Annotated in this window: 27 protein-coding genes and 1 tRNA gene; 16 read left to right on the forward strand and 12 right to left on the reverse strand. The window is 69.1% G+C overall.

The annotated features are described in order from the left end of the window. Window positions 1-154: 154 nt before the first annotated feature. Window positions 155-2,455, forward strand: a complete 2,301-nt coding sequence (locus tag AB0H62_RS11950; protein ID WP_360585781.1) for an oxidoreductase — start codon at window positions 155-157, stop codon at window positions 2,453-2,455. Window positions 2,456-2,462: 7 nt separating this feature from the next. Here the strand turns inward: AB0H62_RS11950 and AB0H62_RS11955 are convergent, their stop codons facing one another. Continuing rightward, window positions 2,463-3,029 (reverse strand): hypothetical protein, encoded by a 567-nt coding sequence (locus tag AB0H62_RS11955; protein ID WP_220245199.1) that lies wholly within the window; start codon window positions 3,027-3,029, stop codon window positions 2,463-2,465. Window positions 3,030-3,181: 152 nt separating this feature from the next. Here AB0H62_RS11955 and AB0H62_RS11960 point away from each other — a divergent pair, with 152 nt between their 5' ends. The 3 genes from AB0H62_RS11960 to AB0H62_RS11970 are packed head-to-tail and all read left to right on the forward strand — an operon-like array spanning window position 3,182 to window position 7,216. Next, window positions 3,182-5,026: an NHL domain-containing thioredoxin family protein gene (locus AB0H62_RS11960; RefSeq protein ID WP_360585783.1), complete on the forward strand. Its 1,845-nt coding sequence runs from the start codon at window positions 3,182-3,184 to the stop codon at window positions 5,024-5,026. A 1-nt stretch (window position 5,027) separates the two neighbouring features. Continuing rightward, entirely contained in the window at window positions 5,028-5,360 is a 333-nt protein-coding gene (locus AB0H62_RS11965) for a co-chaperone GroES (protein ID WP_360585785.1), read from the forward strand. 23 nt (window positions 5,361-5,383) lie between these two features. Further along, window positions 5,384-7,216 (forward strand): VanW family protein, encoded by a 1,833-nt coding sequence (locus AB0H62_RS11970; protein WP_360585787.1) that lies wholly within the window; start codon window positions 5,384-5,386, stop codon window positions 7,214-7,216. 55 nt (window positions 7,217-7,271) lie between these two features. Here AB0H62_RS11970 and AB0H62_RS11975 read toward each other — a convergent pair whose 3' ends face one another. From AB0H62_RS11975 to mug, 4 genes are all read right to left on the reverse strand, one after another. Then, window positions 7,272-7,547: a GlsB/YeaQ/YmgE family stress response membrane protein gene (locus AB0H62_RS11975; RefSeq protein ID WP_220245201.1), complete on the reverse strand. Its 276-nt coding sequence runs from the start codon at window positions 7,545-7,547 to the stop codon at window positions 7,272-7,274. Window positions 7,548-7,776: 229 nt separating this feature from the next. After that, window positions 7,777-9,621 (reverse strand): acyl-CoA dehydrogenase, encoded by a 1,845-nt coding sequence (locus tag AB0H62_RS11980; protein WP_360585789.1) that lies wholly within the window; start codon window positions 9,619-9,621, stop codon window positions 7,777-7,779. Window positions 9,622-9,780: 159 nt separating this feature from the next. Next, window positions 9,781-10,569 (reverse strand): response regulator transcription factor, encoded by a 789-nt coding sequence (locus tag AB0H62_RS11985; protein WP_220245203.1) that lies wholly within the window; start codon window positions 10,567-10,569, stop codon window positions 9,781-9,783. 294 nt (window positions 10,570-10,863) lie between these two features. After that, window positions 10,864-11,412: a G/U mismatch-specific DNA glycosylase gene (gene mug / locus AB0H62_RS11990; protein ID WP_220245204.1), complete on the reverse strand. Its 549-nt coding sequence runs from the start codon at window positions 11,410-11,412 to the stop codon at window positions 10,864-10,866. Between the two features lie 28 nt (window positions 11,413-11,440). Here mug and AB0H62_RS11995 point away from each other — a divergent pair, with 28 nt between their 5' ends. Together AB0H62_RS11995 and AB0H62_RS12000 are read left to right on the forward strand one after the other, a co-directional pair. Next, complete coding sequence (locus AB0H62_RS11995; protein WP_360585792.1) at window positions 11,441-12,097, forward strand: class I SAM-dependent methyltransferase; 657 nt, start codon at window positions 11,441-11,443, stop codon at window positions 12,095-12,097. Window positions 12,098-12,142: 45 nt separating this feature from the next. Then, complete coding sequence (locus tag AB0H62_RS12000) at window positions 12,143-12,319, forward strand: hypothetical protein (RefSeq protein ID WP_220245205.1); 177 nt, start codon at window positions 12,143-12,145, stop codon at window positions 12,317-12,319. On the opposite strand, the gene AB0H62_RS12005 is transcribed toward AB0H62_RS12000, so the two are convergent. Both AB0H62_RS12005 and AB0H62_RS12010 read right to left on the reverse strand, forming a co-directional pair. After that, window positions 12,260-12,901: a VanZ family protein gene (locus AB0H62_RS12005; RefSeq protein WP_360585794.1), complete on the reverse strand. Its 642-nt coding sequence runs from the start codon at window positions 12,899-12,901 to the stop codon at window positions 12,260-12,262. The genes AB0H62_RS12000 and AB0H62_RS12005 overlap by 60 nt on opposite strands. Before the next feature lie 91 nt (window positions 12,902-12,992). Next, window positions 12,993-13,124: a hypothetical protein gene (locus AB0H62_RS12010; RefSeq protein ID WP_255638552.1), complete on the reverse strand. Its 132-nt coding sequence runs from the start codon at window positions 13,122-13,124 to the stop codon at window positions 12,993-12,995. 214 nt (window positions 13,125-13,338) lie between these two features. Between AB0H62_RS12010 and AB0H62_RS12015 the strand changes: the two genes are divergently transcribed. Continuing rightward, window positions 13,339-15,027, forward strand: a complete 1,689-nt coding sequence (locus AB0H62_RS12015; RefSeq protein ID WP_360585796.1) for a bifunctional metallophosphatase/5'-nucleotidase — start codon at window positions 13,339-13,341, stop codon at window positions 15,025-15,027. Between the two features lie 95 nt (window positions 15,028-15,122). Next, window positions 15,123-15,446, forward strand: coding sequence for an MmcQ/YjbR family DNA-binding protein (locus AB0H62_RS12020; RefSeq protein WP_360585798.1), 324 nt, complete (start codon window positions 15,123-15,125; stop codon window positions 15,444-15,446). Between the two features lies 1 nt (window position 15,447). Here the strand turns inward: AB0H62_RS12020 and AB0H62_RS12025 are convergent, their stop codons facing one another. Both AB0H62_RS12025 and AB0H62_RS12030 read right to left on the reverse strand, forming a co-directional pair. Continuing rightward, window positions 15,448-15,978 (reverse strand): GNAT family protein, encoded by a 531-nt coding sequence (locus tag AB0H62_RS12025; RefSeq protein WP_360585799.1) that lies wholly within the window; start codon window positions 15,976-15,978, stop codon window positions 15,448-15,450. Between the two features lie 9 nt (window positions 15,979-15,987). Continuing rightward, window positions 15,988-16,365: a nitroreductase family deazaflavin-dependent oxidoreductase gene (locus tag AB0H62_RS12030; protein ID WP_360585801.1), complete on the reverse strand. Its 378-nt coding sequence runs from the start codon at window positions 16,363-16,365 to the stop codon at window positions 15,988-15,990. Between the two features lie 114 nt (window positions 16,366-16,479). Here AB0H62_RS12030 and AB0H62_RS12035 point away from each other — a divergent pair, with 114 nt between their 5' ends. The 5 genes from AB0H62_RS12035 (at window position 16,480) to AB0H62_RS12055 (ending at window position 19,596) form a co-directional block, all read left to right on the forward strand. Further along, complete coding sequence (locus AB0H62_RS12035; RefSeq protein ID WP_220245211.1) at window positions 16,480-17,130, forward strand: hypothetical protein; 651 nt, start codon at window positions 16,480-16,482, stop codon at window positions 17,128-17,130. A gap of 111 nt (window positions 17,131-17,241) precedes the next feature. Next, window positions 17,242-17,589 (forward strand): YciI family protein, encoded by a 348-nt coding sequence (locus tag AB0H62_RS12040; RefSeq protein WP_354865245.1) that lies wholly within the window; start codon window positions 17,242-17,244, stop codon window positions 17,587-17,589. Continuing rightward, window positions 17,586-18,779 carry a sigma-70 family RNA polymerase sigma factor gene (locus AB0H62_RS12045; RefSeq protein ID WP_360585804.1) on the forward strand — a complete coding sequence of 398 codons (1,194 nt, stop codon included), beginning with the start codon at window positions 17,586-17,588 and terminating at the stop codon, window positions 18,777-18,779. The genes AB0H62_RS12040 and AB0H62_RS12045 overlap by 4 nt, the downstream gene beginning before the upstream one ends. Before the next feature lie 113 nt (window positions 18,780-18,892). Beyond that, on the forward strand, window positions 18,893-19,285 hold the full coding sequence (locus AB0H62_RS12050; RefSeq protein ID WP_360585806.1) for a nuclear transport factor 2 family protein: 393 nt from the start codon (window positions 18,893-18,895) through the stop codon (window positions 19,283-19,285). Further along, complete coding sequence (locus AB0H62_RS12055; protein ID WP_220245215.1) at window positions 19,282-19,596, forward strand: hypothetical protein; 315 nt, start codon at window positions 19,282-19,284, stop codon at window positions 19,594-19,596. The genes AB0H62_RS12050 and AB0H62_RS12055 overlap by 4 nt, the downstream gene beginning before the upstream one ends. Before the next feature lie 6 nt (window positions 19,597-19,602). Here AB0H62_RS12055 and AB0H62_RS12060 read toward each other — a convergent pair whose 3' ends face one another. Continuing rightward, on the reverse strand, window positions 19,603-19,878 hold the full coding sequence (locus AB0H62_RS12060; protein ID WP_220245216.1) for a hypothetical protein: 276 nt from the start codon (window positions 19,876-19,878) through the stop codon (window positions 19,603-19,605). Between the two features lie 87 nt (window positions 19,879-19,965). Then, window positions 19,966-20,039 (reverse strand) — tRNA-Gly (locus tag AB0H62_RS12065). Window positions 20,040-20,158: 119 nt separating this feature from the next. On the opposite strand from AB0H62_RS12065, the gene AB0H62_RS12070 reads away from it, so the two are divergent. After that, window positions 20,159-21,355 (forward strand): oxygenase MpaB family protein, encoded by a 1,197-nt coding sequence (locus tag AB0H62_RS12070; protein ID WP_360586011.1) that lies wholly within the window; start codon window positions 20,159-20,161, stop codon window positions 21,353-21,355. Window positions 21,356-21,439: 84 nt separating this feature from the next. Beyond that, a complete protein-coding gene (dcd, locus tag AB0H62_RS12075; protein WP_220245217.1) occupies window positions 21,440-22,021 on the forward strand; it encodes a dCTP deaminase in 582 nt (193 codons plus the stop codon). Here the strand turns inward: dcd and AB0H62_RS12080 are convergent. Next, entirely contained in the window at window positions 22,018-23,205 is a 1,188-nt protein-coding gene (locus AB0H62_RS12080) for an FAD-dependent monooxygenase (protein ID WP_360585808.1), read from the reverse strand. The genes dcd and AB0H62_RS12080 overlap by 4 nt on opposite strands. Window positions 23,206-23,293: 88 nt before the next feature. On the opposite strand from AB0H62_RS12080, the gene AB0H62_RS12085 reads away from it, so the two are divergent. Then, complete coding sequence (locus AB0H62_RS12085) at window positions 23,294-23,764, forward strand: MarR family transcriptional regulator (protein ID WP_220245219.1); 471 nt, start codon at window positions 23,294-23,296, stop codon at window positions 23,762-23,764. Window positions 23,765-23,822 lie beyond the last annotated feature (58 nt).

Below are 23,822 nucleotides of genomic sequence, written 5' to 3' on the forward strand. Positions count from 1 at the left end.
GGCAGGAGCTCGTCCGGCGTTGAAAAAGGCCACCAAGGGTGATCAACAACCAACAACCGGTCAGCAGCCGTCCGGGCTACTCCGTTAGGCCGCTTGCGCCCCCGGGCGGGTTCCGATTCGCTGGGACACGACACCGCGGCGATGAAGGGGGCACGTGCCGACCGACACGACGCTGCCGCCGCTGGATCCGTTTGCCGGGGTGCCCGACAAGAGGTACGAGGTGAAGGCCGCGGACCTGCTGAAACCCGGCACGGGCGGGATTCTCAGGTGGCGCAGGCAGGCGACCAACGCGCCGATCGTGCAGGTCGAGGACGCGTACATCACCGGGACGTTCGACCTGCGGGCCGCCGAGCTGGGGTACCTGTTCCGTTTCGAGCGGTGCCGGTTCGAGTTTCCGCCGGACGTGCGGGAGGCGAACGTGCTCGGGCTCGTCTTCCGGAAGTGCTGGTTGCCGGGGCTCAAGGCGCGCAACCTTCGTAGCCGCAACGACGTTCGGCTCATCCGGAGTGTGGTGGAGGTCGGGCCGGAGGACAGTGAGATCCCCGAGACCACGATCATGCGCGGCGACGACCGCGAGCGCGGCATGCCCAACGCCGCCGTGAACCTCACCGACGCCGTGATCGAGGGCTCGGTCGTGCTCACGCGCACGACCATCAAGCACCCCCACGGCAAAGCGATCCAGGCCGACCGCCTCGTGATCACGGGCGCGCTGCTCGCGTACCGCATGGTGGCGCGCGGCGAGGTGCGCGTGCCGGGCATGCGCACGGGCGGCAACGTGAACTTCTCCGGCGCGACGTTCGACAACCCCGACGGCTTCGCGTTCAACGGCAACGGCATCCACATCGGCGGCAGTCTGCTGTGCGAAGTGGACAACTACGGTCCGGCCGCCGAGCGGAAACGGTTCTCCGCCAAGGGGATCATGTACTTCCCTAGCGCCACTGTGGACAGTGACATCGTGCTGCGGGAGGCCAAACTCACCGTGGACCAGCGCGGGCCGGTCGCCGTGGACGCGTGGAAGTCGAACGACCCGTACCTCGACCCGCGGCCCGCGCTCGTCGCCGATCGGCTGAAGGTCGACGGCAACCTGGAGCTGTCCGACGGGTTGCAGGCGTTCGGCACCCTGCGCATGGTCAACGCGCGCATCGGCGGCTCGCTCAGGCTGGCCGGCGCGGAGATCAAGATGGCGCGCGGCCGCGCGACGCCGTACTACGACCGCGCGCTGCACCTCGACGGGTCGACCATCGGCGGCGACGTCGAGGCCACCAGCCTGCGCGTGCCCGTGGGGCAGCTGCGCATGGCCGACGTGCAGATCGGCGGCAACTTCCTCGCGTGGAACTCGATGTTCCTGCATCCCGGACGCGACGTCTTCTCCGCGCGCCGCGCCAAGATCGCCGGCAACTTCCAGCTCACCGACGCGACGTTGCAGGGCACTGTGCGCCTGCAGGGCGTCGTGGTGGGCGGCAGCGTGAACCTCTACGGCAGCAAGCTCACCGAGCCGGGGCAGCGCACGTCGTCGAGCTTTTCGCTGGACGTCCGGACCGCGCGAATCGGCCGTGACCTGGTGCTGACGGAGAACAAGGACCGCGCGTTCGTCGCGGAGGGTGGCGTCAACCTCGACGGCGCGCAGATCGCGCGGCGCCTCGAGCTCGGCGGCGCACAGCTCGGATCCCTTCCGTCGCACGGGATCGCGCTCGACGCGAGCGACGTGACGGCCGACGAGTTCCTTTTCGGCTTCCGCACGCCGCCCGCGGGACGCGTCGTGCTGCGGCGCGCGCACTGCGGGACCCTCGGCGACACGGAGGAGTTCTGGGCCGCCGAGGATGGCATCGAGCTCGACGACTTCCGTTACGACGCCCTGAAACGCGGCATCCCCCTCGACGACGACCGCGCGCTGGACCATCGCATCGCGTTGCTGAGCAAAGCCATGCGCGGCTACCGCCCAGGCCCGTACGACCAGCTCGCCGCGACCCTGCGCGCGGCCGGCAACGAAGAACACGCCTCGACGGTCGGGTTGCGCAAGCAGCAGTTCCGCTACGAAGCGCTCGCGAAGGGGTTCAAGATCTTCGGCCCCGGCGTGCGGCTGTGGAGCTTCCTGCAACGCTCGATGGTCGGCTACGGCTACCGGCCCGTTCGCGCGCTCGGCTGGCTGCTGACGTTGCTGGTGCTCGGCAGCCTGTGGTTCGGCCTCGGCAGCGACGACTGCGTGCAGAACCCCGGCCGCTACGCAGTGAGCGGGCCGCGCTGCCTGGTCAACCAGCAGGACACGGGGCTGCAGTGGAACCCGGTGATCTACACGGCCGACCTGCTGGTGCCGATCGTCGACTTCGGCAACAAGTCGCGCTGGTACATGCACGGCGCGGACAACTGGGTGGCCGCCGGCTTCACCGTCTCTGGCTGGCTGCTCGCGACGACCGTCGCGGCCGGCTTCGGCCGCATGGTGCGCCGCGACAGCTGAACAAACCTCACTCCGACAGCCCCGACCAGAACGCCACCTCGCGCGCGTCGGCCGGCTCTTCGGCCAACGGCGCGCCGCCGAACTCGTGGCGCAGGTAACCGCGCAGGTCCCAGCCGTAAACCACCACGTCAGCGTGGTAAACGGACAGCACCGGATACCCCGACGCGCCCGCGATCGCCGGCAGGTAGCGGTGTCCGCAGACCGGCACCAGCTGCGGCACGGCGGCGAGACATCGCTGGGCGCAGGCCAGCGCGTTGGAGAGCACCCTGGGCCGTTCGCCCCACGACGGGTGCCAGAAGCCGTTGTGCTCGACCTCGTACAGCAGCCCGTCGACGGGCCAGTCGAGGCGTTTGCGCAGGTGGTCGGGGTTACCGTGCAGCCAATCGGGCCACCGGTCGCCCACCGGCACGCCCGCGGTGAGGAACGCCCGGTGGTCCAGGGAGAACCGGAAGCCGAACTGGGCTTCGACGTCGGTGAGCTCGGCTTCCGACAAGCCCGGACGCAGGGGTTCCCCGAGGCTTTCCTGCAGCGTGCGGGCCTCCTCCACCGTGAGGACTTGCTGGACGTGTGACATACGAAGAAGCGTACGTACCGCCCACACAGCCTCGCGCGTCCTTTTCCGCCGCTTTGACGGTTGGACAACAACCCTCCCTCGGCGGGGTGAGGTTCTTCTCTCAGACCGTGGTTGACGGAACACACCACAGCCACTTGTAGTTCACTCGTCGCGTGAGTTCCGCACAGGCGCGAGTACGCGCACCCGAACTGACCGGCGACGTCTGGCTCAACACCGGCGGCCGGCGACTCTCCCTCGCGGAGTTGCGCGGGCGGATCGTGCTGCTCGACTTCTGGACCAGTGGCTGCGTCAACTGCCTGCACGTGCTCGATGAGCTGCGCCCGCTCGAGGAGGAGTACGTCGACGTCCTGGTCACCGTGGGGGTGCACTCGCCGAAGTTCCTGCACGAGGGCGAGCGCGCGTCGATCGAGGCGGCCGTACGCCGCTACGAGGTGCACCACCCCGTGGTGAACGACCCGAAGATGGAGCTGTGGTCGCAGTACGCCGTGCGCGCGTGGCCGACGCTGGTGGTCGTCGACCCCGAGGGCTATGTCGTGCACGTCGCCGCGGGGGAGGGGCACGGCGAAGCGCTGCGACGCGTCGTGGCGGACCTCGTGGCGAAGCACGCCGCGAAGGGCACGCTGCGCCGGGGCGGCAACCCGTACGTGCCGGTCGAAGAGCAACAGACGGAGCTGCGGTTCCCGAGCAAAGCCGTCGCCACGGCGGAGGGCCGCATCCTCGTCGCCGACACCGGGCACCACTCCGTGGTCGAGTTCGCGTCCGACGGCGAGACCGTGATCCGCCGCTTCGGCAGCGGCGAGCGCGGCGCGCAGGACGGGCCGTTCGACCTCGCCACCTTCACCGAACCGTCCGGTATCGCGCTGCTGCCCAACGAGGTCGCCCAGCGCGCCGGCTACCACGCCGTCGTCGCCGACACCGCGGGTCATCGGCTGCGCGGCATCGACCTCAACACCGGCGAGGTCACCACCGTCGCCGGCACCGGCAACCAGTGGCGCAACGGCACCGACACCGGCAAAGCCCTCGACACCGACCTCACGAGCCCGTGGGACGTCGCGTGGTGGGCGCCCGCCGGCGGCGTCGTGGTCGCCATGGCCGGCAACCACACGCTCAGCGTTTTCGACCCGATCTCCGGCGGCATCCGCCGCTTCGCCGGGACGACCGTTGAAGGCCTCAAAGACGGCGAAGTGAGCGAAGCGTTCTTCGCGCAGACGTCCGGCCTCGCGCCCGACGGCGACAAGCTGTGGCTCGTCGACGCGGAAACCTCGGCGCTGCGGTGGATCGAGCCCGAGGGCGAGACGTTCACCGTGCACACCGCCGTCGGCACCGACCTGTTCTCCTTCGGCCACGCCGACGGCTCGGCCGAAGAAGCGCTGCTGCAGCACCCGCTGGGCCTGGCCGTGCTGCCCGGCGACCGCATCGCGATCGCCGACACCTACAACGGCGCCGTCCGCCGCTACGACCCGTTCACGCGCGAGGTCACCACGCTCGCCACCGGCCTCGCCGAGCCGCAGGGCCTGCTGCTGCACGACGGTGAGCTGCTCGTCGTCGAGTCGGCCGGCAACCGTCTCGCGCCGGTCGGAGCCCAGGTCACGACCGTGGCCGGCGAGAAGAACGCGGTCCGCCGCCCGCCGACGGTGCTCGCGACCGGCGATGTCGAGTTCGCCGTGGTCTTCACGCCGCCGCCGGGGGAGAAGCTCGACGACCGCTACGGGCCGTCCACGCGGCTGGAGGTCAGCGCGTCGCCGCCCGAGCTGCTCGCCGGCGGCGCCGGAATCGGCACCGACCTCACCCGCCGCATCCGGTTCGCCGACGGCGTAACGGAAGGCGTGCTGCAGGTCGTCGCCCAGGCGGCGAGCTGTGACGACGGCGGCGAGCACCCCGCGTGCCGCATCACGCGGCAGGACTGGGGTGTGCCGGTGCGCTTCGAGAACGGTGGTGAGCGCACGCTCAGCCTGGTCATGGCGGGTGAGCCGAAGGCGGTGGCACCCGGTCAGTAGCATGGGGGACGTGCCCGACAAGCCCAAGCTCCAGATCCAGATGCTGCAGGACCGCGTGCTCGTGCGCCTGTCGCCGGAGGAGGGCGAACGCCGCAGCAGCGGCGGAATCGTGATCCCGGCGACCGCGCAGGTGGCGCGCAGGCTCGCTTGGGGTGATGTACTGGGCGTCGGCAACAGCGTGCGCAACGTCAAGCAGGGCGATCGCGTGCTCTTCAACCCGGAGGACCAGCTCGAGGTCGAGATCCAGGGTGAGGGCCATTTCGTGCTGCGCGAGCGGGATGTCCACGCCGTCGCCACCGAGCGGACCGAACACGGCACGGGGCTCTACCTGTAGCTCCCGGCCACGGGAGGGCAGGCGTGCGCGAAGACGACACACCGCAGGACCTCTTCATCGACGACCTGCTGCCCCAACGCGACGAAGACGACCTCGCCACGGAGATCTTCGCCGTCGTCGACGGACCCCGGCCACGGGAAACCCCGCACAAGAAGCTGCGCAAGGGTGTCGCCCGCACGTTCATGATCGTCGGCTGCCTGCTCGGGCTCTTCGTGCTGCTGTACGCGATCGATCTGGTCACCAGCGCCGGCGACGTGCCGCGCGGCGTGCTCGTGGCGGGCGTCGACGTCGGGGGCCTCTCCCACACTGACGCCGAGGCCAAGCTGCGCGCGGACCTGCAGCCGAGGCTGACGGCGCCGGTCACCGTGCACGCGGGCGACGTCACGACGTCGATGGTGCCCGCGGAATCCGGCCTCGGCCTCGACTGGCCGGGCACGCTCGCCCAGGCCGGGCACCAGCCGTTGAGCCCCATCACGCGGTTCCTGTCGTTCTTCACCACGCGCGACGTCGGCGTGGTCACGAGGTCGGACCAGGAGCAGGTGGCGCAGGCGCTGACCGGGCTCGCGGCCGACAAGCTCAACCATCCGCTGGTCGAAGGCAGTATCGGGTTCCAGCCGGGAGCCGACGGCACTGTCACGCCGTACCCCGTGGAGCCGCGCCAGGGCCAGGAGCTCACCGACGTGCGCGCGGCCGCGCAGACCGTGGCCGACCAGTGGCTCGTACCGGGTGGCGTCACGTTGGGGATGGCCGTGACGCCGGCGAAGGCGACGTCGAACGGCGTCCACGCGCTGCTCGACCAGGTCGTCGCCCCGGCCGTCGCGGCGCCGGTGATGCTGCACGGACAGGGCAAGGACGTCGCGCTGAAACCGGCGGCCATCGCGTCGTCGTTCCAGTTCGCGCCGCGCGACGGCGGCTCGCTCGAGCTGCGCATCGACCAGCGCAAGCTGCAGCAGGCCGTGGAGAAGGACCTCACGACGACCGAGACCGACGGGCGCAACGCGGAGATCGTGTTCAGCTCGGGCGCGCCGACGGTCGAGCCGTCCGAAGACGCCCGGAAGATCAACTGGGCCAACACTTTCAAGTCGCTCACGGCCGTGCTCGCCAAGCCGACGGGGCGCGACCTGCCGGTGGCCTACGACGCCACGAAGCCGAGCCTCTCCACCGACGCGGCCGACGCGCTGGGCATCAAGGAGGTGATCGGCGAGTTCACGACGAGCGGGTTCTCCGGCCCCGCGGCCACGAACATCCAGACGCTCGCCGAACGCGTCTCCGGCGCCATCGTGAAACCCGGCGACACGTTCAGCCTCGGCGCCCGCTCGGGCGCGCGGACCGCGGCCGACGGGTACGTCAGCGCGCCCGCGAACGAAGACGGCACCGGTCCTTCCGTGGTGGGCGGCGGGGTTTCTCAGCTCGCGTCCACTTTGTACAACGCGGCGTACCTCGCCGGCCTCGGCGACGGCGGCCACCTCGCCCACGACCATTACTTCGACCGCTACCCCGCCGGCCGCGACGCGAAAGCCATCGACGACGCGGGGAACCCGGTGGAGCTGAAGATCACCGACAACGACGACACGGGCTTCGCGATCCAGGCCAGCGTCAGCGGGGATTCCGTCACCGTGCGGATCTGGGGCACGAAGCACTACCTCGTCGAGGGCCGCACCGGGGGCACGTCCGACGAGGTCTCGCCGACCGTCCAGTTCGGACCCGGTGCCGACGGCGCGTGCCGGCCGTCCATCGGCGCGCCGGGCTTCAGCGTGTCCGACACGCGCGTGTTCCACGACCTGGCGACGGGCAACGAGGTCCGCGAGGAAACGCGCAACACCACGTACTCACCGCAGCCGATCGTCATCTGCTGACAGCGTCCACACCGGACGGAACGGCCCGGCCCCCAGAAGGGGCCGGGCCGCGAAGTCACCTGTTGATACTTCGCCTGCTCCACAGGCTCGCGACCAAGGCCACGCCGAGTGCGGCGACACCGACCTGAGTGATGATTTCGAGCCAGTCGATACCGCTCGTGTCGGCGTATCCGATGCCGCGCGCGATGGCGCTGCCGACGAAGGCGGCTGCGATGCCCACGAGGAGCATCAGCCAGATCGGGATGTTCTGTTTGCCGGGCACGACCAAGCGGCCGAGCAGGCCGAGGATCAAGCCGATCACGATGGCGCTGATGATGCCTGAGACGGTCATCGAAACTCCTCTGCCAGATGGGTTCCGGGCCGAGCCGCGGACTCGGCGTCCGGATGCCCTGGGAACGGACGGCCGAAACTTGAGACCACGGCGAAATCACCCACCTGGCACCAGCGTGCCGTGACCCGCGGCGGGAGCTATCACCCGCAGCGGGCGAAGTCACCCGAAGAAACACGGATGCCCCCTGCCCGAGATGGGCCGAGGGCATCCGCAGGGGAACGGGAAGAGCTTAGAAAGCCGCCTCGTCCAGCTCCATCAGCGCGTTGTCGGCGCCTTCGACGATCGTGCGGCGCGAGGACAGCTCCGGCAGCACGGACTTCGCGAAGAACGACGCCACGGCCACCTTGCCCTCGTAGAAGGCCACGTCCTTGGCCGCCGCGCCCGCGTCGAGCTTGGCGATCGCGACCTCGGCCTGCTTGAGCAGCTGCCAGCCCACCAGCAGGTCGCCCATCGACATCAGCAGCCGCACGGTGTGCTGGCCGACCTTGTTGATGCTCTGCGGGTCTTCCTGCGAAGCGGTGAGGAAGCCGATCATCGCGCCGAGCATGCCCTGCGAGTCTTCGAGAGCCTGCTTCAGCAGCGCGCGCTCGTTCTTGAGCCGGCCGTTGCCCGCCTCGGACTCGATGAACTTCGTGATCTCACCGGCGAGGAACGCGAGCGCCTGACCCTTGTCGCGCACGATCTTCCGGAAGAAGAAGTCGAGCGACTGGATGGCCGTGGTGCCCTCGTAGAGCGAGTCGATCTTCGCGTCGCGGATGTACTGCTCGATGGGGTAGTCCTGCAGGAAGCCGGACCCGCCGAGCGTCTGCAGCGACTGCACGAGCTGCTCGGTGGCGCGCTCGGATCCGACGCCCTTGACGACCGGCAGCAGCAGGTCGTTGATGCCGTGCGCCAGCTTCAGTGCGGCCTCATCACCGTCCTGCGTCCACAGCTGGTCCTGGAACGACGCCGTGTACAGGTAGACGGCGCGCAGGCCCTCCGCGTACGCCTTCTGCAGCATCAGCGAACGGCGCACGTCCGGGTGGTGCGTGGTGGTGACGCGCGGCGCGGCCTTGTTGAGCATGTTCGGCAGGTCGGCGCCCTGCACGCGCTCCTTGGCGTAGCCGAGCGCGTTGAGGTAACCGGTCGACAGCGTGGCGATGGCCTTGGTGCCCACCATCATCCGGGCGTACTCGATGACCTGGAACATCTGCGCGATGCCGTTGTGCACCTCGCCGAGCAGCCAGCCCTTGGCCGGGGTGCCGTGCTGGCCGAAGGTCAGCTCGCACGTGGTGGACGCCTTGATGCCCATCTTGTGCTCGACGTTCGTCACGAAGGCGCCGTTGCGCTCGCCCAGCTCACCGGTCTCGGAGTCGAAATGGAACTTCGGCACGAGGAACAGCGACAGGCCCTTGGTGCCCGGCTTGGTCTCGATGCCGGGACCCTCGGGGCGCGCCAGCACCAGGTGCATGATGTTTTCGCTCATGTCGTGCTCGGCGGAGGTGATGAACCGCTTCACGCCGTCGATGTGCCAGGAGCCGTCCTCCTGCTTGACGGCCTTGGTGCGGCCGGCGCCGACGTCGGAGCCCGCGTCGGGCTCGGTCAGCACCATCGTGGCGCCCCACTGGCGGTCGATCATGAGCTGCGCCCAGCGCTTCTGCTCTTCGGTGCCGTTGTTGTTCACGATCATGGCGAAGTTCGGGCCCGCCATGTACATGAACAGCGGTGCGTTGGCGCCGAGGATCAGCTCGGACGCGGCCCACTGCACCGTGGGGGGCAGGCCGAAGCCGCCGAGGTCGTTGGTGAGGCCGAGGCGCCACCACTCGCCGTCCAGGAGCTGCTTGTAGCTCTTCTTGAACGGCTCGGGGATCTTCACGCTGAAGGTCTTGGGGTCGTACACCGGCGGGTTGCGGTCCGCGTCGGCGTAGGACTCGGCGAGCGGGCCGGTGGCGAGCTTGTTCAGCTCCGAGAGCACGCCGCGCGCGGTCTCCTCGTCCGACTCGGCCAGCACGCCCTTGCCAAGGCGGTCCTGCACGCCGAGTACCTCGAAGAGGTTGAACTCCAGGTCTCGGACGTTGCTCTTGTAGTGGCCCATGTCGTCACTCCGTGTCGTGTTCGGCTTTCCGGCCGGGCACATGTTCCCTTACTCGCCGGTAACTTCAGGATATTACCTACGAGTAACTGGAGCAAGCGGTTCCCCTCTTCCAGGGGTGTGGATTCAGCCGAAAAACCGACATCGACCAGGAAGCCGACCTCAGGGCGTGCCGCGCGCCACGGCGCGGTCGGCGGGCACGGGCGTGTGGGCGTCGTCAGTGTGAGGCACGAGGATGCCGCTGCGGAACGCGATGGTCACGGCGTGTGTGCGATCGCGCGCGGTCAGCTTGCGCAGGATGCTCTTCACGTGCGTCCGGACCGTTTCGACGGAGAGGAACAGCAGCTTCGCGATCGCCGAGTTCTCCAGGCCCTCGGCCACGAGCTGCAGCACCTGGTACTCGCGGCGCGACAGCGGCATCGCGCCCTTCGGCTGAGTGAGGTGCTCCTCGGCCGGCGCCGCCCTGGGGGACGGCTGCCGCTTGGGCCGCGCGGTGAGCGCGGCCAGCGCCGGGTCGATGTAGCGCCGGTCGGTGTGCGCGCGCCGGACGGCTTCCGCCAGCCGCCGCGGATCCACCGCCCGCGGCACGATCGCGTGCACGCCCGCCGCGATGGCCGTGGCGAGGTACTGCTGCGTGCGGTTGACGTCGCGCACCAGCGTCACCAGCACCACGGCGGGGTCGCCGGAGTTGAGCAGCTTCGTGAGGTGGCAGTGGGGATCCAGCGCCGAGTCGAGGATCACGACGTCGGGACGCACCTGCTCGCACAGCTGCATCGCGGCGTGGTGGCTGGCCGCCTGGCCCGCCCAGTGCAGCCCCGGCGTCCGGTGGACCATCGACGCGAGCCCCTCGCGGAAGATCGGGATGGGATCGACGACAGCCACCCCCAGGCTGCGGTTCGCGGTCGGCTGTCCGGGCACAGCCGGCGTTCGGTGGGGCTCGATGCCGCGCATCTCGGGCCTCCGTCTTCCAGGTCGTTCCCGGGTCGCCGGACGCCCGCGCACGCCCCCCGGCGTGCCGTCCTGGCACCACCCGATCCCCCCTGCTGGGATCGGACAGGAATGACACCTTGTCCTTGATTCGACTCCTTCCGAAGGCGGTTGTGACGCGGTTTCCCCCTCATGGCCGTATCGGCCGGTTGCAGCAAACTCTCCGTAGAAAAAGGTTCGTGATCTGCGGCTTTTTGGCTCTGTACTGCAGCGGTGGCTCGCCCGTTTACTACTGAGGGTGTAGCCGAAAGATGGTCGCTACGTGACTACCCGTGCACGCAACGCGGCGAACTCGCTCGCGAGGCCGGCGGGCGTCCAGTGGGCGTTGAGGCCGCTCGGGTTGGGCAGGACCCAGACGCCGGTCTCGCCGATCACGCGCTCTTGGGGGCCGACTTTGGCTTTCTTCTCGCCGAACGCGGTGCGGTAGGCGGTGATCCCCAGCACGGCCAGCCAGCGGGGTTTGTTCTCGAGGACTTTGTCGACCAGCGTCTTGCCACCTTCGCGCAGCTCGTCGCCGGTCAGCTCGTCCGCCCTGGCGGTGGTCCGTGCGACGACGTTGGTGATCCCGAGGTCGAGGTCGAGGAGCTCGTGCTGCTCACTCGGGTCCAGCAGCCGCGGCGTGAAGCCCCCGGCGTGCAGAGCGGGCCAGAAGCGGTTGCCGGGCCTCGCGAAGTGCAGCCCCAGCGCGCCCGAGTAGAGCCCGGGGTTGATCCCGCAGAACAGCACGTCCAACCCGGGCGCGATGACGTCGGGGATGACCGCGTCTTGCGCGGCGGCGAGCTGGTCTTTGGTTGGTCGGATGGGCATGGGTCCAGTTTCGGGCACGCTGTTCGGCATGACGCCCGACGGTTGCCCGGCCGACCTCCACCTGCGGCCGCCTGCGGCGGGTGAACCCGAGATCGTGCACGGCGCGGTGCCCACCAGCGCGGGACAGACCCCCGCCCTCCTCTGGGGGGCTGCCCTGTCCCAGTTTACCCAGGTCAGGGGCCTGAAACCGGCGAGCGCGAAATCTGTGGACAACTCGGGGTGTGCGGAGCCAAGTGTGGATAACCCTTGCCCGGCGGCCAGTCGGGTCTATCTCCTGGCCGGCGACCGGCCGGGGCTGACTCCCTGGCCAGCCGTCAGCCGAATCTGCCCCTGGCCAACGGGCCTGCTCGCGGCGGCCCGGCGGCACCTCGCGCCCGGGGGCCGGCTGCTCGTCGAGTGGCACCCGCCGGAGTGGTTCGACCACGTGGCCGACGGGCCGGGCGGGCTCCTCGGGGAGGTCGCCGTTTCGCTGCACGACGTCGTCCGCGAGGGCGATCTGCTGTCCGTGGCGGTGCGCTACCGAGCCGCCGAACGCGTGTGGCACCAAGAATTCACCTGCCGGCGGCTGGGTTTTCCCGAGCTGTCCGAGGCGCTGACCTCGGCCGATCTGACCTTCGGCGAGTGGCTGACCGCTGACCGGGATTGGTTCTCGGCACGCGGGGTAGCGGATCAGGTACCGATCTAGGTAGCCTGTGTGATCTCTCGCACAACGTCGTAGGGAGGAGCCCGCGTGCAGCTTTGGGTTGTCCTCGCACTGGTGGCCCTCATTCTGGCAGCCGCCTCGCTGATCGTGGTTCTGGAAGACCGGCGCGCCGCCAAGCGGGCGGCGCTGCGGCGCAAGGCGCGGCTAGCGCGTCTGGGCGAAGTCGATCCGCTCGCGCCCGGCCGGCTGAGCGTGGATCGCTGAAGGGATTCCGCGCAGGGCGAGCAGCAGGGCGCCGAAGAGCCAGCCGAGGCCGGCGCCGAAGGTGTTGGTCATGAGGTCGTCGACGTCGAAGATGCGGTAGACGAACGGCGCCGTCCCGAAGTTCGCGGTGAGCTGCGTGATCTCGATGGCCAGTGACACCGCCGCGCCCACGGCCAGCGCGCCGACGAGGCCGCGGCGCCACAGGATGCGGGCGAAGATCCCGAGCGGCACGAAGAGCAGCACGTTGAGCGCGGCCTGCTGGAACGTCTGCGTGCTGAACCAGTGCGCCGCCGAAAGACCGTGCTTCACCAGCTCCGTGTGGATGTCGGCGATCCACTGGAACGGCCGCAGCTGCACCGTCTGCTCGAGGTGCCGGCCGTTCGCGCTCGGCAGCGGCAGGAAGACGACCGCGAGCGCCATGCACGCGTAGAAGACGACCGCCGCCGTGGTCACGAGGCCGCGCAGCCGCGGGCGGCCGTAGCGCGCCAGCTGTAGCACGAGCTGCGGGACGAGCAGCGTGCCCCACAGCGCGAGGAATCCGATGAATCCGTACTGCAGAGCCGTGACCTGTGCGTTCGTCATGCCGAGAACGTTATGGATCTTGGGGGTCACGCCACTTCGGTCGAAGAGCCGGACGGAATCCGGCCGGATCGGCCATCTGGCCGAGGGCGACTTAAGCCGATCGGTCAGGCTCCTCGTCGCGCTGCTCGTCCTCGGCTCGCTCCGACCGCCACGCCGCGAAGACCGTGCCGCCGACGAGCAGGGCGACGACCACGATCACGGTCACGACGATCTGCAGTTCCACTGTGACTCCCGGGGTTCGGCCGGTTGATCGCTGCCTGGGGGCTGCGCGTTACGCCGGGCAGCCCCGGTGCACCGAACCGGACACCCGAGCGAAAACGCCGGGTGACATTTGCCCTTCACCCTCCTTTTTCCTCTGGTGAGGTCTCTCCCGTTTGGGCAGACTGCACCGCCGTGTGCCCGTTCCAGGGGACGACGGGCGCGAAATCGGAGGAAACATGAGGCTCTTCACCCGGCTCGCGGTCACTGCCGCGGCCGCATTGGCCACTGTGGCCGTCACGAGCGTGCCGGCGTCGGCCGCGCAGACCACGGACGTCCGGATCATCACGCTGAACGACCTGCACGGCAACCTCGAGCCGCCGGCGGGTTCGGCCGGCAAGGTGTTCATGTCCGACGGGACCAGTGTGGACGCGGGCGGCGCGGCGTACGTGGCGACGCACGTGAAGCAGCTCGAGTCGCAGGTGCGCAACTCGATGGTGCTCTCGGCGGGCGACAACGTGGGTGCGTCGCCGGTGATCTCGGCGCTGTTCCACGACGAGCCGACCATCGACTTCCTCAACGAGCTGGGCGTGAAGGCCTCCGCGGTCGGCAACCACGAGTTCGACGAGGGTTACCAGGAACTGCTGCGCATGCAGTTCGGCGGCTGCAACAAGACCGACGGCTGCCAGTTCCACCCGACGTACCAGGGCGCGAACTTCCCGATCCTCGGGTCCAATGTGTACTTCACGAACGGCCTGCCCGCACTGCTGCCGTTCTCGGTGCAGTTCTCCGGCGGCGTGCCGATCGGCATCATCGGCGCCACGCTGAAGGACCTGCCCTCGGTCGTCACGCCCGACGCCATCAAGGGCCTGAAGTTCGGCGACGAGGCGCAGGCCATCAACCGCACGGCCAATCTGCTCGACTTGCTGGGCATCAAGGCCCAGGTCGTGCTGCTGCACCAGGGTGACGAGACGCTGCCGGGCTCCGGCCCCAACGACTGCAAGGTGGCGCCGGGCGGCGAGGCCGACGTCATCGCCAAGAACGTGAGCCCGAAGGTCGACGCGATCTTCACCGGCCACAGCCACCAGCAGTACAACTGCGTGATCAACGACCCCGCGGGCCAGCCGCGCCCGGTGATCCAGGGCGCGTCGTTCGGCCGGCTGCTGTCCGTCGTGGACCTGAAGATCGACCTGCGCACGCGCGACGTCATCCGGTCGCAGACCAAGGCGCACAACGAGATCGTGACCCGCGACGTGACGCCGGACCCGGCCGTGACCAAGCTCGTGGACGAGGCCAAGACCAAGTCGGGCCCGATCGCCAACAAGCAGGTCGGCACGATCACCGCGGACCTCACCGCGTCCGGCGCGCCCTCGGGTGAGTCGACGATGGGCGACGTGATCGCCGATGCGCAGCTCGAAGGCACCAAGTCCAACAACGCGGTCGTCGCCATCACCAACCCCGGCGGCATCCGCGCGGACCTGAACTACGCGTCTTCGCCCAACGGCGAGGGCGACGGCGTGGTCACCTACGGCGAGGCGTTCACCGTGCAGCCGTTCGCGAACATCATGCAGACGATCACGCTCACCGGCGCGAACCTGAAGAGCGTGCTGGAACAGCAGTGGGGCCAGCCGGGCGGCACCAAGATCCTGCAGATCTCGAGCAGCCTGCACTACACCTACTCGGCCTCGGCGCCGATCGGTTCGCGCGTCTCGAACATCACCGTGAACGGCACGCCGGTGGACCCGGCCGCGACGTTCCGCGTGTCGGTGAACAACTTCCTCGCCGCGGGCGGCGACGGGTTCACCGAGTTCACGAAGGGCACCGACCTCGCGGGCGGTCCGGTGGACCTCGACGCGCTGATCGCGTACCTCGGCGCGCACCCGGGCGTCACCCCGCCGCCGGCGGACCGGATCACGATGGTTCCGTAGTCGGATGTTTCGAGTAGCCCCGCCCCTCGCTCGTTGAGGGGCGGGGCTCTCGTTCTTCCAAGCTTTCGTGCGTTCGGAAGCGCACGATGGGACCCATGACGACCTGGGAAGACGTGGTGGCACTCGCGGCGGAGCTGCCGGAGACCGAGGAGTCCACCTGGTACCGCACGCCCGCGTTGAAGGTCGCGGGCAAGGGCTTCGCGCGCCTGCGCAGCGAAGCCGAGGGCGGCGTGGTCCTGTTCTGCGGCCTCGACGAGAAGGAAGCCCTCCTCGCGTCCGGCGACCCGGCGTATTTCACGACGCCGCACTACGACGGTTACGGCTCGATCCTCGTCGACCTGGAACGGGTGGATCCGGTGCAGCTGAAGGAACTCCTGGTGGAGTCGTGGCGACGGAAGGCACCGCACAAGCTGCTGTGAATCAGTCGACCAGTTCGGGTTCCAGCAGGCTCATCAGGTACATGTCGTAGTACTTGCCGTCGCTGCCGCGGAAGCATTCGCGGTGCCTGCCGTCCTCGACGAAGCCGGCCTTGCGGTAGACGTGGCGCGCGCGCTCGTTCTCCGCGACGACCCACAGGGCGATGAGGTGCAGGCGCATCACGTTGAAGCCGTAGCGGCACATCAGCCGCAGCGCTTCGGTGCCGTAACCGCCGTTCCAGTGGTCCTTCTCGCCGATGTAGATGTCCAGCTCCGCGCGCCCGGTCTCCGGCGTGGCGTCGCGCAGGTCGGTCACGCCGATCAACGCGCCCGACGCCACGGATTCGATGCCGCACACCACGTGGGCGTAGGTGTTGACCGGGCGTTCCTCGCAACGCTTGCGCACCTGGTCGAGCGAACGCGGGTACGAGCTGTCCATCCACTGCCCGACCTCGGGGTCGTGGATCCAGCGGTAGAGCGACTCCGCGTCCGTCGTCTCGAGCGCCCGCAGCCGCACCAGCTTGCCCGTGAGCACCGCTCCCCCTCACTCCCGCCGCAGCAGCAGGAAGTCCTCGACCCCGACGAGCCCGAGGAACTGGCGCACCCCGGGCGGCATCGGACGGCGGGACCCATCATGCACGAGCCGTGGATCACTGACGCGCCATTTTCGGCCGCGCGTGACGATCTCCGCGTGGCCCGCGGCCAGCACGTTCTTGACCCAGTCGGTGTCGGGGCCATAGGTGAGGGCGACGACGAACCCGTTATCGGTGCGGAACACGTTGAGCGGAGTGCGGAACTCCTTGCCGGACCGGCGGCCCTGGTGCACGACCATCCCGAAGCCGGGCAGCCACCCGACGAACGGTCCCGTGACGCGGTTGGTCACCACGCGGTTGAAGTGGGCGAGACGTTCTGGCAGCACCATCCGTCCAGCGTAATCCAACGTCCGTGGAATTAGCGCGTTTTCGGGCCGGTGCGAGGCCGTTTCGCACATCTGGTGGGATGTTCGCGGACGCAGGCACGACGCGGGGAGAAGAACATGTCGAACGACTGGCCGCTGCGACAGGACCCTGAGTCGCCCGTGATCTTCGCGCGGGCGTTGCTGGAGGACCCCTCGCAGCTCGCGTTCGTGGTCCTCGACGATGACGACGACTGGTTCATCAGCGACGGCGCCGAGTTCGACGAGGACATGGACGTCAACCGCGAGCAGTTCGGCGCGGTCTCGCTGCGCGAAGCCGTGGAGCTGGTCCCGCAGCTCACGGCGCTGGCGTCGCTGCCAACGGGCATGGCGGCCGACTGGGACCCCGAGCGTTCGGCGTGGCTGCTGAGCTCCGTCGCCGACTCCGACGACGAGGCCGAGGACCGCGAGATCCGCGACGCGCGCATCGCCGCGTGGCAGCACCCGGGCTCGCCGGTGGACGAGGTTCAGTTGTCGACCGGGCTCACCGAGATCGTGACCGGTGGTGACGCGCCCGTTCGCGCCGTGCGCCAGGTGGTGCGCGAGGGTGACGGCACGTGGCTCTTCGTGGGCTTCGAGGTGCCGGAAGCCGAAGACTTCGAGGTCGAGGGCCTGGAGCTGGAGCACGTGGTGAGCCTGTACCCGGACGTCGTGAACGTGCTTCAGGCCGCGCCCGGCCAGGTCTTCGACCGCGCCGAGCCGGGTGCCGAGTGGGAGCTCGTCGAGGGCTGAAAGAGGGCTGAAAGTTTTTCCGCGGCGATTGTCCTGGCGCGGCGGGGGCCATTCGTCCTTAGAGTGTTAGCCGGCGAACGGCGCCGGTCCGGACACTCACCAGGAGCAGCCATGCCCACCTATGCCGCGCTCATCTACTCCGCCGACGTGGACCCGACGCAGCCCGAAGCCGCGTCGATGATGAAGGACTACAACGAGTTCGGTGCGGCGGCCGCCGCCGTCATCCGTGGCGGCAACGCCCTGTACCCGACCGCGACGGCCACCACCGTCCGCGTGAACGGCGGCAAGGGCGGCGACATCGTGACCAGTGACGGCCCGTACGCCGAGACGAAGGAAGCCCTCACCGGCTTCTACCTCATCGAATGCGCCGACCTCGACGAAGCCGTCAAGGTCGCCGCCCAGATCCCGGCCGCGTGGGACGGCGCCGTCGAGGTGCGCCCGATCGTCGAGTTCTCGTGACGTTCGCCGGTGACACGCTGGCGCGGCTCATCCGGGATGAGGGGACCCGGGTGCTCGCCACGCTCGTGCGGGTCATCGGCAGCGTGGACCTGGCCGAGGACGCGGTGCAGGACGCCGTCGTGCGGGCGCTCGAAACGTGGCCGCGCGACGGCGTCCCGGACAACCCGCGGGCCTGGCTGCTCGTGACGGCGCGGCGACGCGCCGTCGACGTGCTGCGCCGCGAGGCCAAGCGCGTCGGGAAGGAGGCGGACGCGATGCCGCTCGCCGACGAAGATCCGCCGCCTTCCGTGATCCGCGACGACTTGCTGCGCCTCGTGTTCACCTGCTGCCACCCGTGTCTGTCGGTGGACGCGCAAGTCGCTTTGTCACTGCGGACGCTCGGCGGTTTGTCGACCGCCGAGGTCGCGCGCGGCCTGCGCCTGCCCGAGGCGACGGCGGCGAAGCGGCTGACGCGGGCGAAGCAGAAGATCGCGACGGCAGGGATCCCGTACCGCGTGCCGGCGGCCGAGGAGCTGCCTGAGCGGCTTTCCGGTGTGGCGGCGACCGTGTACCTGATCTTCAACGAGGGGTACGCGGGCGTGCGCGCTCCGCTGGTCGACGAGGCCGTGCGGCTGGCGCGGCTGCTCGCGTCGCTGATGCCGGACGAGCCGACGGTGCTGGGGCTGCTGGCGTTGCTGTTGCTGCACGACGCGCGCCGGTGCACGCGCGTCGCCGACGACGGTTTGCCCGTGCTGCTGGCCGATCAGGACCGTTCGCTGTGGGACGCCGTGCTGATCCAGGAGGGCGTTTTGCTGGTGGGGCGCGCTTTGCGGCGGACGCCTTCCGTGCCCAATCCTTACGTGGTGGAAGCGGCGATCGCGGCCTGTCACGCCTTGGCGCCGACGTACGAGTCGACCAACTGGGACGCCGTGATCTCTTGGTATGACGTGCTTTTCACCGTCCGCCCGAGCCCGGTGGTGTCACTGAACCGCGCCGCCGCGATCGCCGAACGTGACGGCGCCGCCGTGGCCCTGCCGCTCGTGGACGCGCTGGACGTCCTGGCGGACTACCCCTGGTGGCACGCGACGCGCGCGGAACTGTTGCACCGCTTGGGGAATCGCTCTGCGGCTCTGACTGCTGTGGCCAGCGCCGAAGCGGCGGGCCTTGGTGCCGGCCACGCGGCCTTGCTGCGTCGCCGAGCAGGTGAATAGGGCGGCCTTGACACGTTCGCGGCGCGGCGCGTTCGATGGTGACACGCCCTGCGGCCGGTGAGCACGCCCGCACCCAGGGCGCCCAGCTTTTTCTTTGCAGAGGGGGCCCCACGATGGCCGAACACCCCAACGCGACACTCATCCGCCGCGGCTACGCGGCCTTCTCCGCCGGCGACGTCGAGGCCCTGTCCGAGCTCATCGCCGCCGACGCCGTGCAACACATGCCGGGCCACAACGTCTTTTCCGGCGAGCACGAGGGCCGCGACGCGATCCTGTCGATGTACGGCGAGCTCGCCACCCGCAGCGACGGCACCCTCCGCGTGGCCCTCGAGGAGGTCTACGCGAACGACGACGAGATCGTCACGGTCTACCACTCCACCGGCACCCGCGGCGACAAACACCTCGACACCCGTCATGCGCTGGTGTTCAGGATGCGCGACGGCCAAGCGGTCGACCTGCTGGACGTCTCCCAGGACGAATCCTCCGACGACGCCTTCTGGGCGTGATCACGATGTCCGTGCTGATGCTCCTACGCGTCCCCGGCAACGGCGCCCAGTTCGAGAAGGCCGCCGCCTCCGACCCCGCCCGCATGTCGACCATCATCGCCTCCGCTCGCGCCCACGGCCTGCAGTCCCACCACTTCTGGGCCGACGACAAGGACCTCCTGGTCGTCGACGTCTGGCCCGACGAGGCCTCGTTCCAGGCCTTCTTCTCCTCCGAAAGCGACCGCATCGGCGCCTTGATGGCGGCGGCCGGCATCACCACCCAGCCGGAGATCACCTTCTACCGCAAACTCGACGTCGGCGACGACGTGTGAGTCTGTCTATTGTGGATCGATCTTCTTGGTGAGCCCGACCCACGTCCCGCTCCACCCACTCGAGACGGCGATTTCTTCGAGGGCGCCGGTGGGGAGGAAGAGTTCTCTGAGCCGTTGTTCTGCTTTTGGGTCACGTTGTCGGATGCGCTCTTTGAGCTGTTCCAACTCGACTATGGCGTCGTCCACGGAGCGATAGCTGCTCCAGGACGTGTCGTGCTCGCCGGTGCGGAGGATGTGCAGGAGGTCGTTGATGACTTCGCAGAGCTGCTCGCCACGCGTCATGGGTGGGATTATCCCCTTGCGGTGGGTGGCGGTGAAATAGCAGTGAGGGTGTTTTCCGATAATCGGAAAACACCCTCACTGCATTTATGGAGCGGATGACGGGAATCGAACCCGCGTATTCAGCTTGGGAAGCTGATGTTCTACCATTGAACTACATCCGCAGTGCCTCGTCAGCTTACACGGGAGCGTGGTCGGCGTGTCCAGTGGGGCGTGGGTTGACGGCGCCGGGGGCAAGTGACAACACTTGTTGTCGGACGGGGTGGCGGCGCCGGAGGTGGATGTGGTGGACGACCCGGTGTTGTTCCGGCAAGGCGGGTTTCGGCTGGTCGCGCGGTTGCGCGGGGTCGAGGGGCTGCGCGCCGGGGACGAGCAGGTGCAGCGGCTGAGGGAGTTCGCGCAGCGGCAGGACGCGCCGGCGGATGCGTTGGTGGAGTGGTTCGGGCGGGATGCCGGGAATCGGGCGCGGTTCGAGCAGGCGTTGGTGCATGGGGTAGGCCCGGAGAGCGACGCTGAGCTGCGGGAGTTCATGGCGGGCGTCGAGGCGACGCCGTATTGGGTGGATCGCGCGAGGCTGGAGCGTGGAGCGCGGGCGATCACGCGCGCGGGGTTGCTGGGGCTGTTTCCGCTGGGCGACATGTCGTTGATGGGCGGATATCTGGCGTCGCGGGCGACGAAGGCGTTGGTGGGGACCGGGGAGATCGAGAACCGGGCTCCGAAGCGGCTGGTGGAGACGGCCGCGTGGTGGATCGACGTCACCACGCCCGGGGCGATGGACCGGACCGCGGCCGGGTTCCGGGCGGCGGTGCGGATCCGCGTGGTGCACGCGCACGTGCGGCGGGCGATGAACCAGCGCGAGGACTGGGACTACGAGCAGTGGGACCGGCCCGTCAACCAGGTCCAGACCGCGGGCACGTTGCTGCTGTTTTCGCTGGTCTACGTCTTCGGCACACAGCTGCTCGGCCTCCGCTACACCGAACGCGAGCGCGCGGACATCCTGCACCTGTGGCGCTACATCGGCTGGCTGATGGGCGTCGACGAGGAACTCCTCCCCGCCGACGAGGGCGACGCCTGGCGCCTGCTCTGGCTCCTCGCCGCGACCGAGTTCATCCCCGACGACGACTCGAAACGCCTGGCCAAGGCCCTCGTCGACAGCCACGCCGCGATCGGTGAGGGGCGCGGGGCGGCGGGCAAGGTGCTGGCGCACGTGAACGTCTCGGTGCACTCCGCGATCAGCCGGCTGGTGCTCGGCAAGGAGAACGCCGATTTCCTGGAGCTGCCGGACGACCCGGTCGCCCAGGCCGCGGTCGTGGCGGTGGCCGGGGTGAACTTCGCGGCGGAGACGGCCCGGCGGTTCATCCCGGGAGCGACGGCGCTGCAGGAGCTGCTCGGCGGGCTGGGGCGTCGGCGGTATCTGAAGCGGGTGCACGAGGTGTTCAAGGCGGATACGTCGTACGGGAGCGATGAGCGCGCGGCCTGAGTTCAGTTACCGTCTGAACCGGAATAGTTATCATCTGAACCAGCCTGATCCCACCTGGTTCAAAGCAGACGTTAGGCTGCGTCCGTGCTGCTCAGTGACCGTGACCTCCGCAAAGAGCTCGACGCCGGCCGGCTCGGGATTGATCCGTTTGATGCCGCGATGGTCCAGCCGTCGAGCATCGATGTGCGGTTGGATCGGTTCTTCCGGGTGTTCGACAACAGCAAGTACACGCACATCGACCCGCAGTTGCAGCAGGACGAGCTGACCTCGCTGGTCGAGAAGGAGGGCGAGGAGCCCTTCGTGCTGCACCCGGGCGAGTTCGTGCTCGGGTCGACGTACGAGATGGTCACGTTGGCCGACGACCTCGCCGGACGGCTCGAAGGCAAGTCGTCGCTGGGGCGGTTGGGGTTGCTGACGCACTCGACCGCGGGGTTCATCGACCCCGGCTTCTCGGGGCACATCACGCTCGAGCTGTCGAACGTCGCGAACCTGCCGATCACGCTGTGGCCCGGCATGAAGATCGGCCAGCTGTGCATCTTCCGCCTGTCCAGCTCGGCGGAGTTCCCGTACGGCTCGAAGGAAGCGGGCTCCCGCTACCAGGGCCAGCGCGGCCCGACGCCGAGCCGGGCGTACAAGAACTTCCACCGCGTGGATACCTGGCGCTAGACCGACACCGGGGCCGCCCAGTCGATGCGGTGGTTCCACATGAACGCGTTGGGGTCGTCGCCACCGGCGGTCTTCATCGCGCGCCGGATGAAGAAGTCGCGGACGACGCGGCCGAAGAAGCCCGGTGATTTGTCGTCGCCGTTGCGTTTTCCCTGGGCCACCACCGCTTCCACGCGTGAGCGGCGCAAGGTCTCGACCGTCGACAGCGCGGCGGCCGGAGCGACGTCGCGCAGGCATTGCGCCAGCGTGACGGCGTCCTCGATCGCCATCGACGCGCCCTGGCCGGCGGCCGGTGAAGTCGCGTGGGCGGCGTCGCCGATGATGCCGATGCGGCCGCGGTGCCAGACCGGCACGGACGGGAAGTCGTAGGTCGACCACGGGGCGTAGAGGTGCTCTGTGGCGCCGATGATCTCGGCGGCGCGAGTGCGGTCACCGCGCACCAGGTCCAGCAGTTCGGCGCGCCAGTGAGCACCGCTCGGGACCGGCGACGACGGCGTCGGCTCGGTCGCGCGCGGCACGTTGGCGAACCACCACACCGAACCGTCCGGGTGCACCACGTGCGCGAAGAACACCTTGCGGCCGAACACCATGTGCATCACGCCCGGTTCGTCGTCGAGCCGCACACCCGTGGTGAAGCCGCCGGTGTTGAGCAGCGGGACGTACCGCGGCGCGGGCGCGGCCGGGTCGAGGATCCGGCGCACGGTGGACCGCAGGCCGTCCGCGCCGATCAGCAGGTCGCCGGACTCCGACGAGCCGTCGGCGAACACCGCGGTGACCTCGGCCGACGTCTGCGAGGCGTCCGTGAGCCGCCGGCCGAACTCCGTGCGCACCCCGCGCCTGGCGGCCTCGTCGCGCAGCGCGACGTAGAGGTCCGAGCGGCGCACGGTCTGGCTCACCGTGCCGTCCGGCAGCGGCCCGCCCAACGGGAACTCGGCCAGCCGCTTGCCGTCGCCGAGCCCGATGCTCATCCTCGGCGTGTCGAACCCCAGGCCCTTGACCAGGTCTTTCAGCCCGAACGGCGCCAGCGCGTCGAGCCCGTTCACGGCCAGCGTGAGGAACGCGCCGACCCCCTCGGCCGTGCGGTCGTACGCCTCGAACAGCACCGGCTCGTGGCCCACCTCGTGCAGCGCGATCGCCGTGATCGTGCCCGCGATACCCCCGCCCGCGATCAACACCCGTGACATCCTTCGCCCCCTCGTATAGTTCATGGTCTCGAATATTTCGATACTTCGAATAATACTGCCGACCGAAGGATGCGCTAGGCTGCCCGTCGTGTCAAGCGAGCACGAGAAACTGGTCGACCAGCTGCTGCTCAAGTCGCGGGAGCTGTCCACGGAGACGGTCATGTTCCACACCGCGATCGCGATCCTGCGCGACCTCTCCGCGGTCGAGAGCAAGGTGCTCGACTACGTCGCGCGCCTCGGCCCGCTCACGCCGAAGGAGCTCGCGGAGTACGCGGGCCTGGCGCCGGCGTCGATCACCGCGCTGATCGACCGGCTCGAGCGCAAGCAGATGGTCACCCGCTCGCCGCACCCCGACGATCGGCGGAAGGTGCTCGTCGGCGTGGAGGAGGAGACGATCGAGCGAGCCGTGTCCCTGTGGGACCACATCGTGGCCGCGACGCGCGAGCTCGCGAACGACTACTCCGAAGGTGAACTCCGAACGGTGATCGGGTTCCTCGAAAGAGCCGCGGCGGTCACCCACGAGTCGACCTTGCGCCTCACCAGTCGCTCGCTGGAGTGAGTTGCGGCCACGGCCGGGTTGGAAAACGCGATTCGTTCACCGGTTCGTGGAAAGCTCG

Source organism: Amycolatopsis sp. NPDC050768 (assembly GCF_040654155.1).
GTDB lineage: Bacteria > Actinomycetota > Actinomycetes > Mycobacteriales > Pseudonocardiaceae > Amycolatopsis.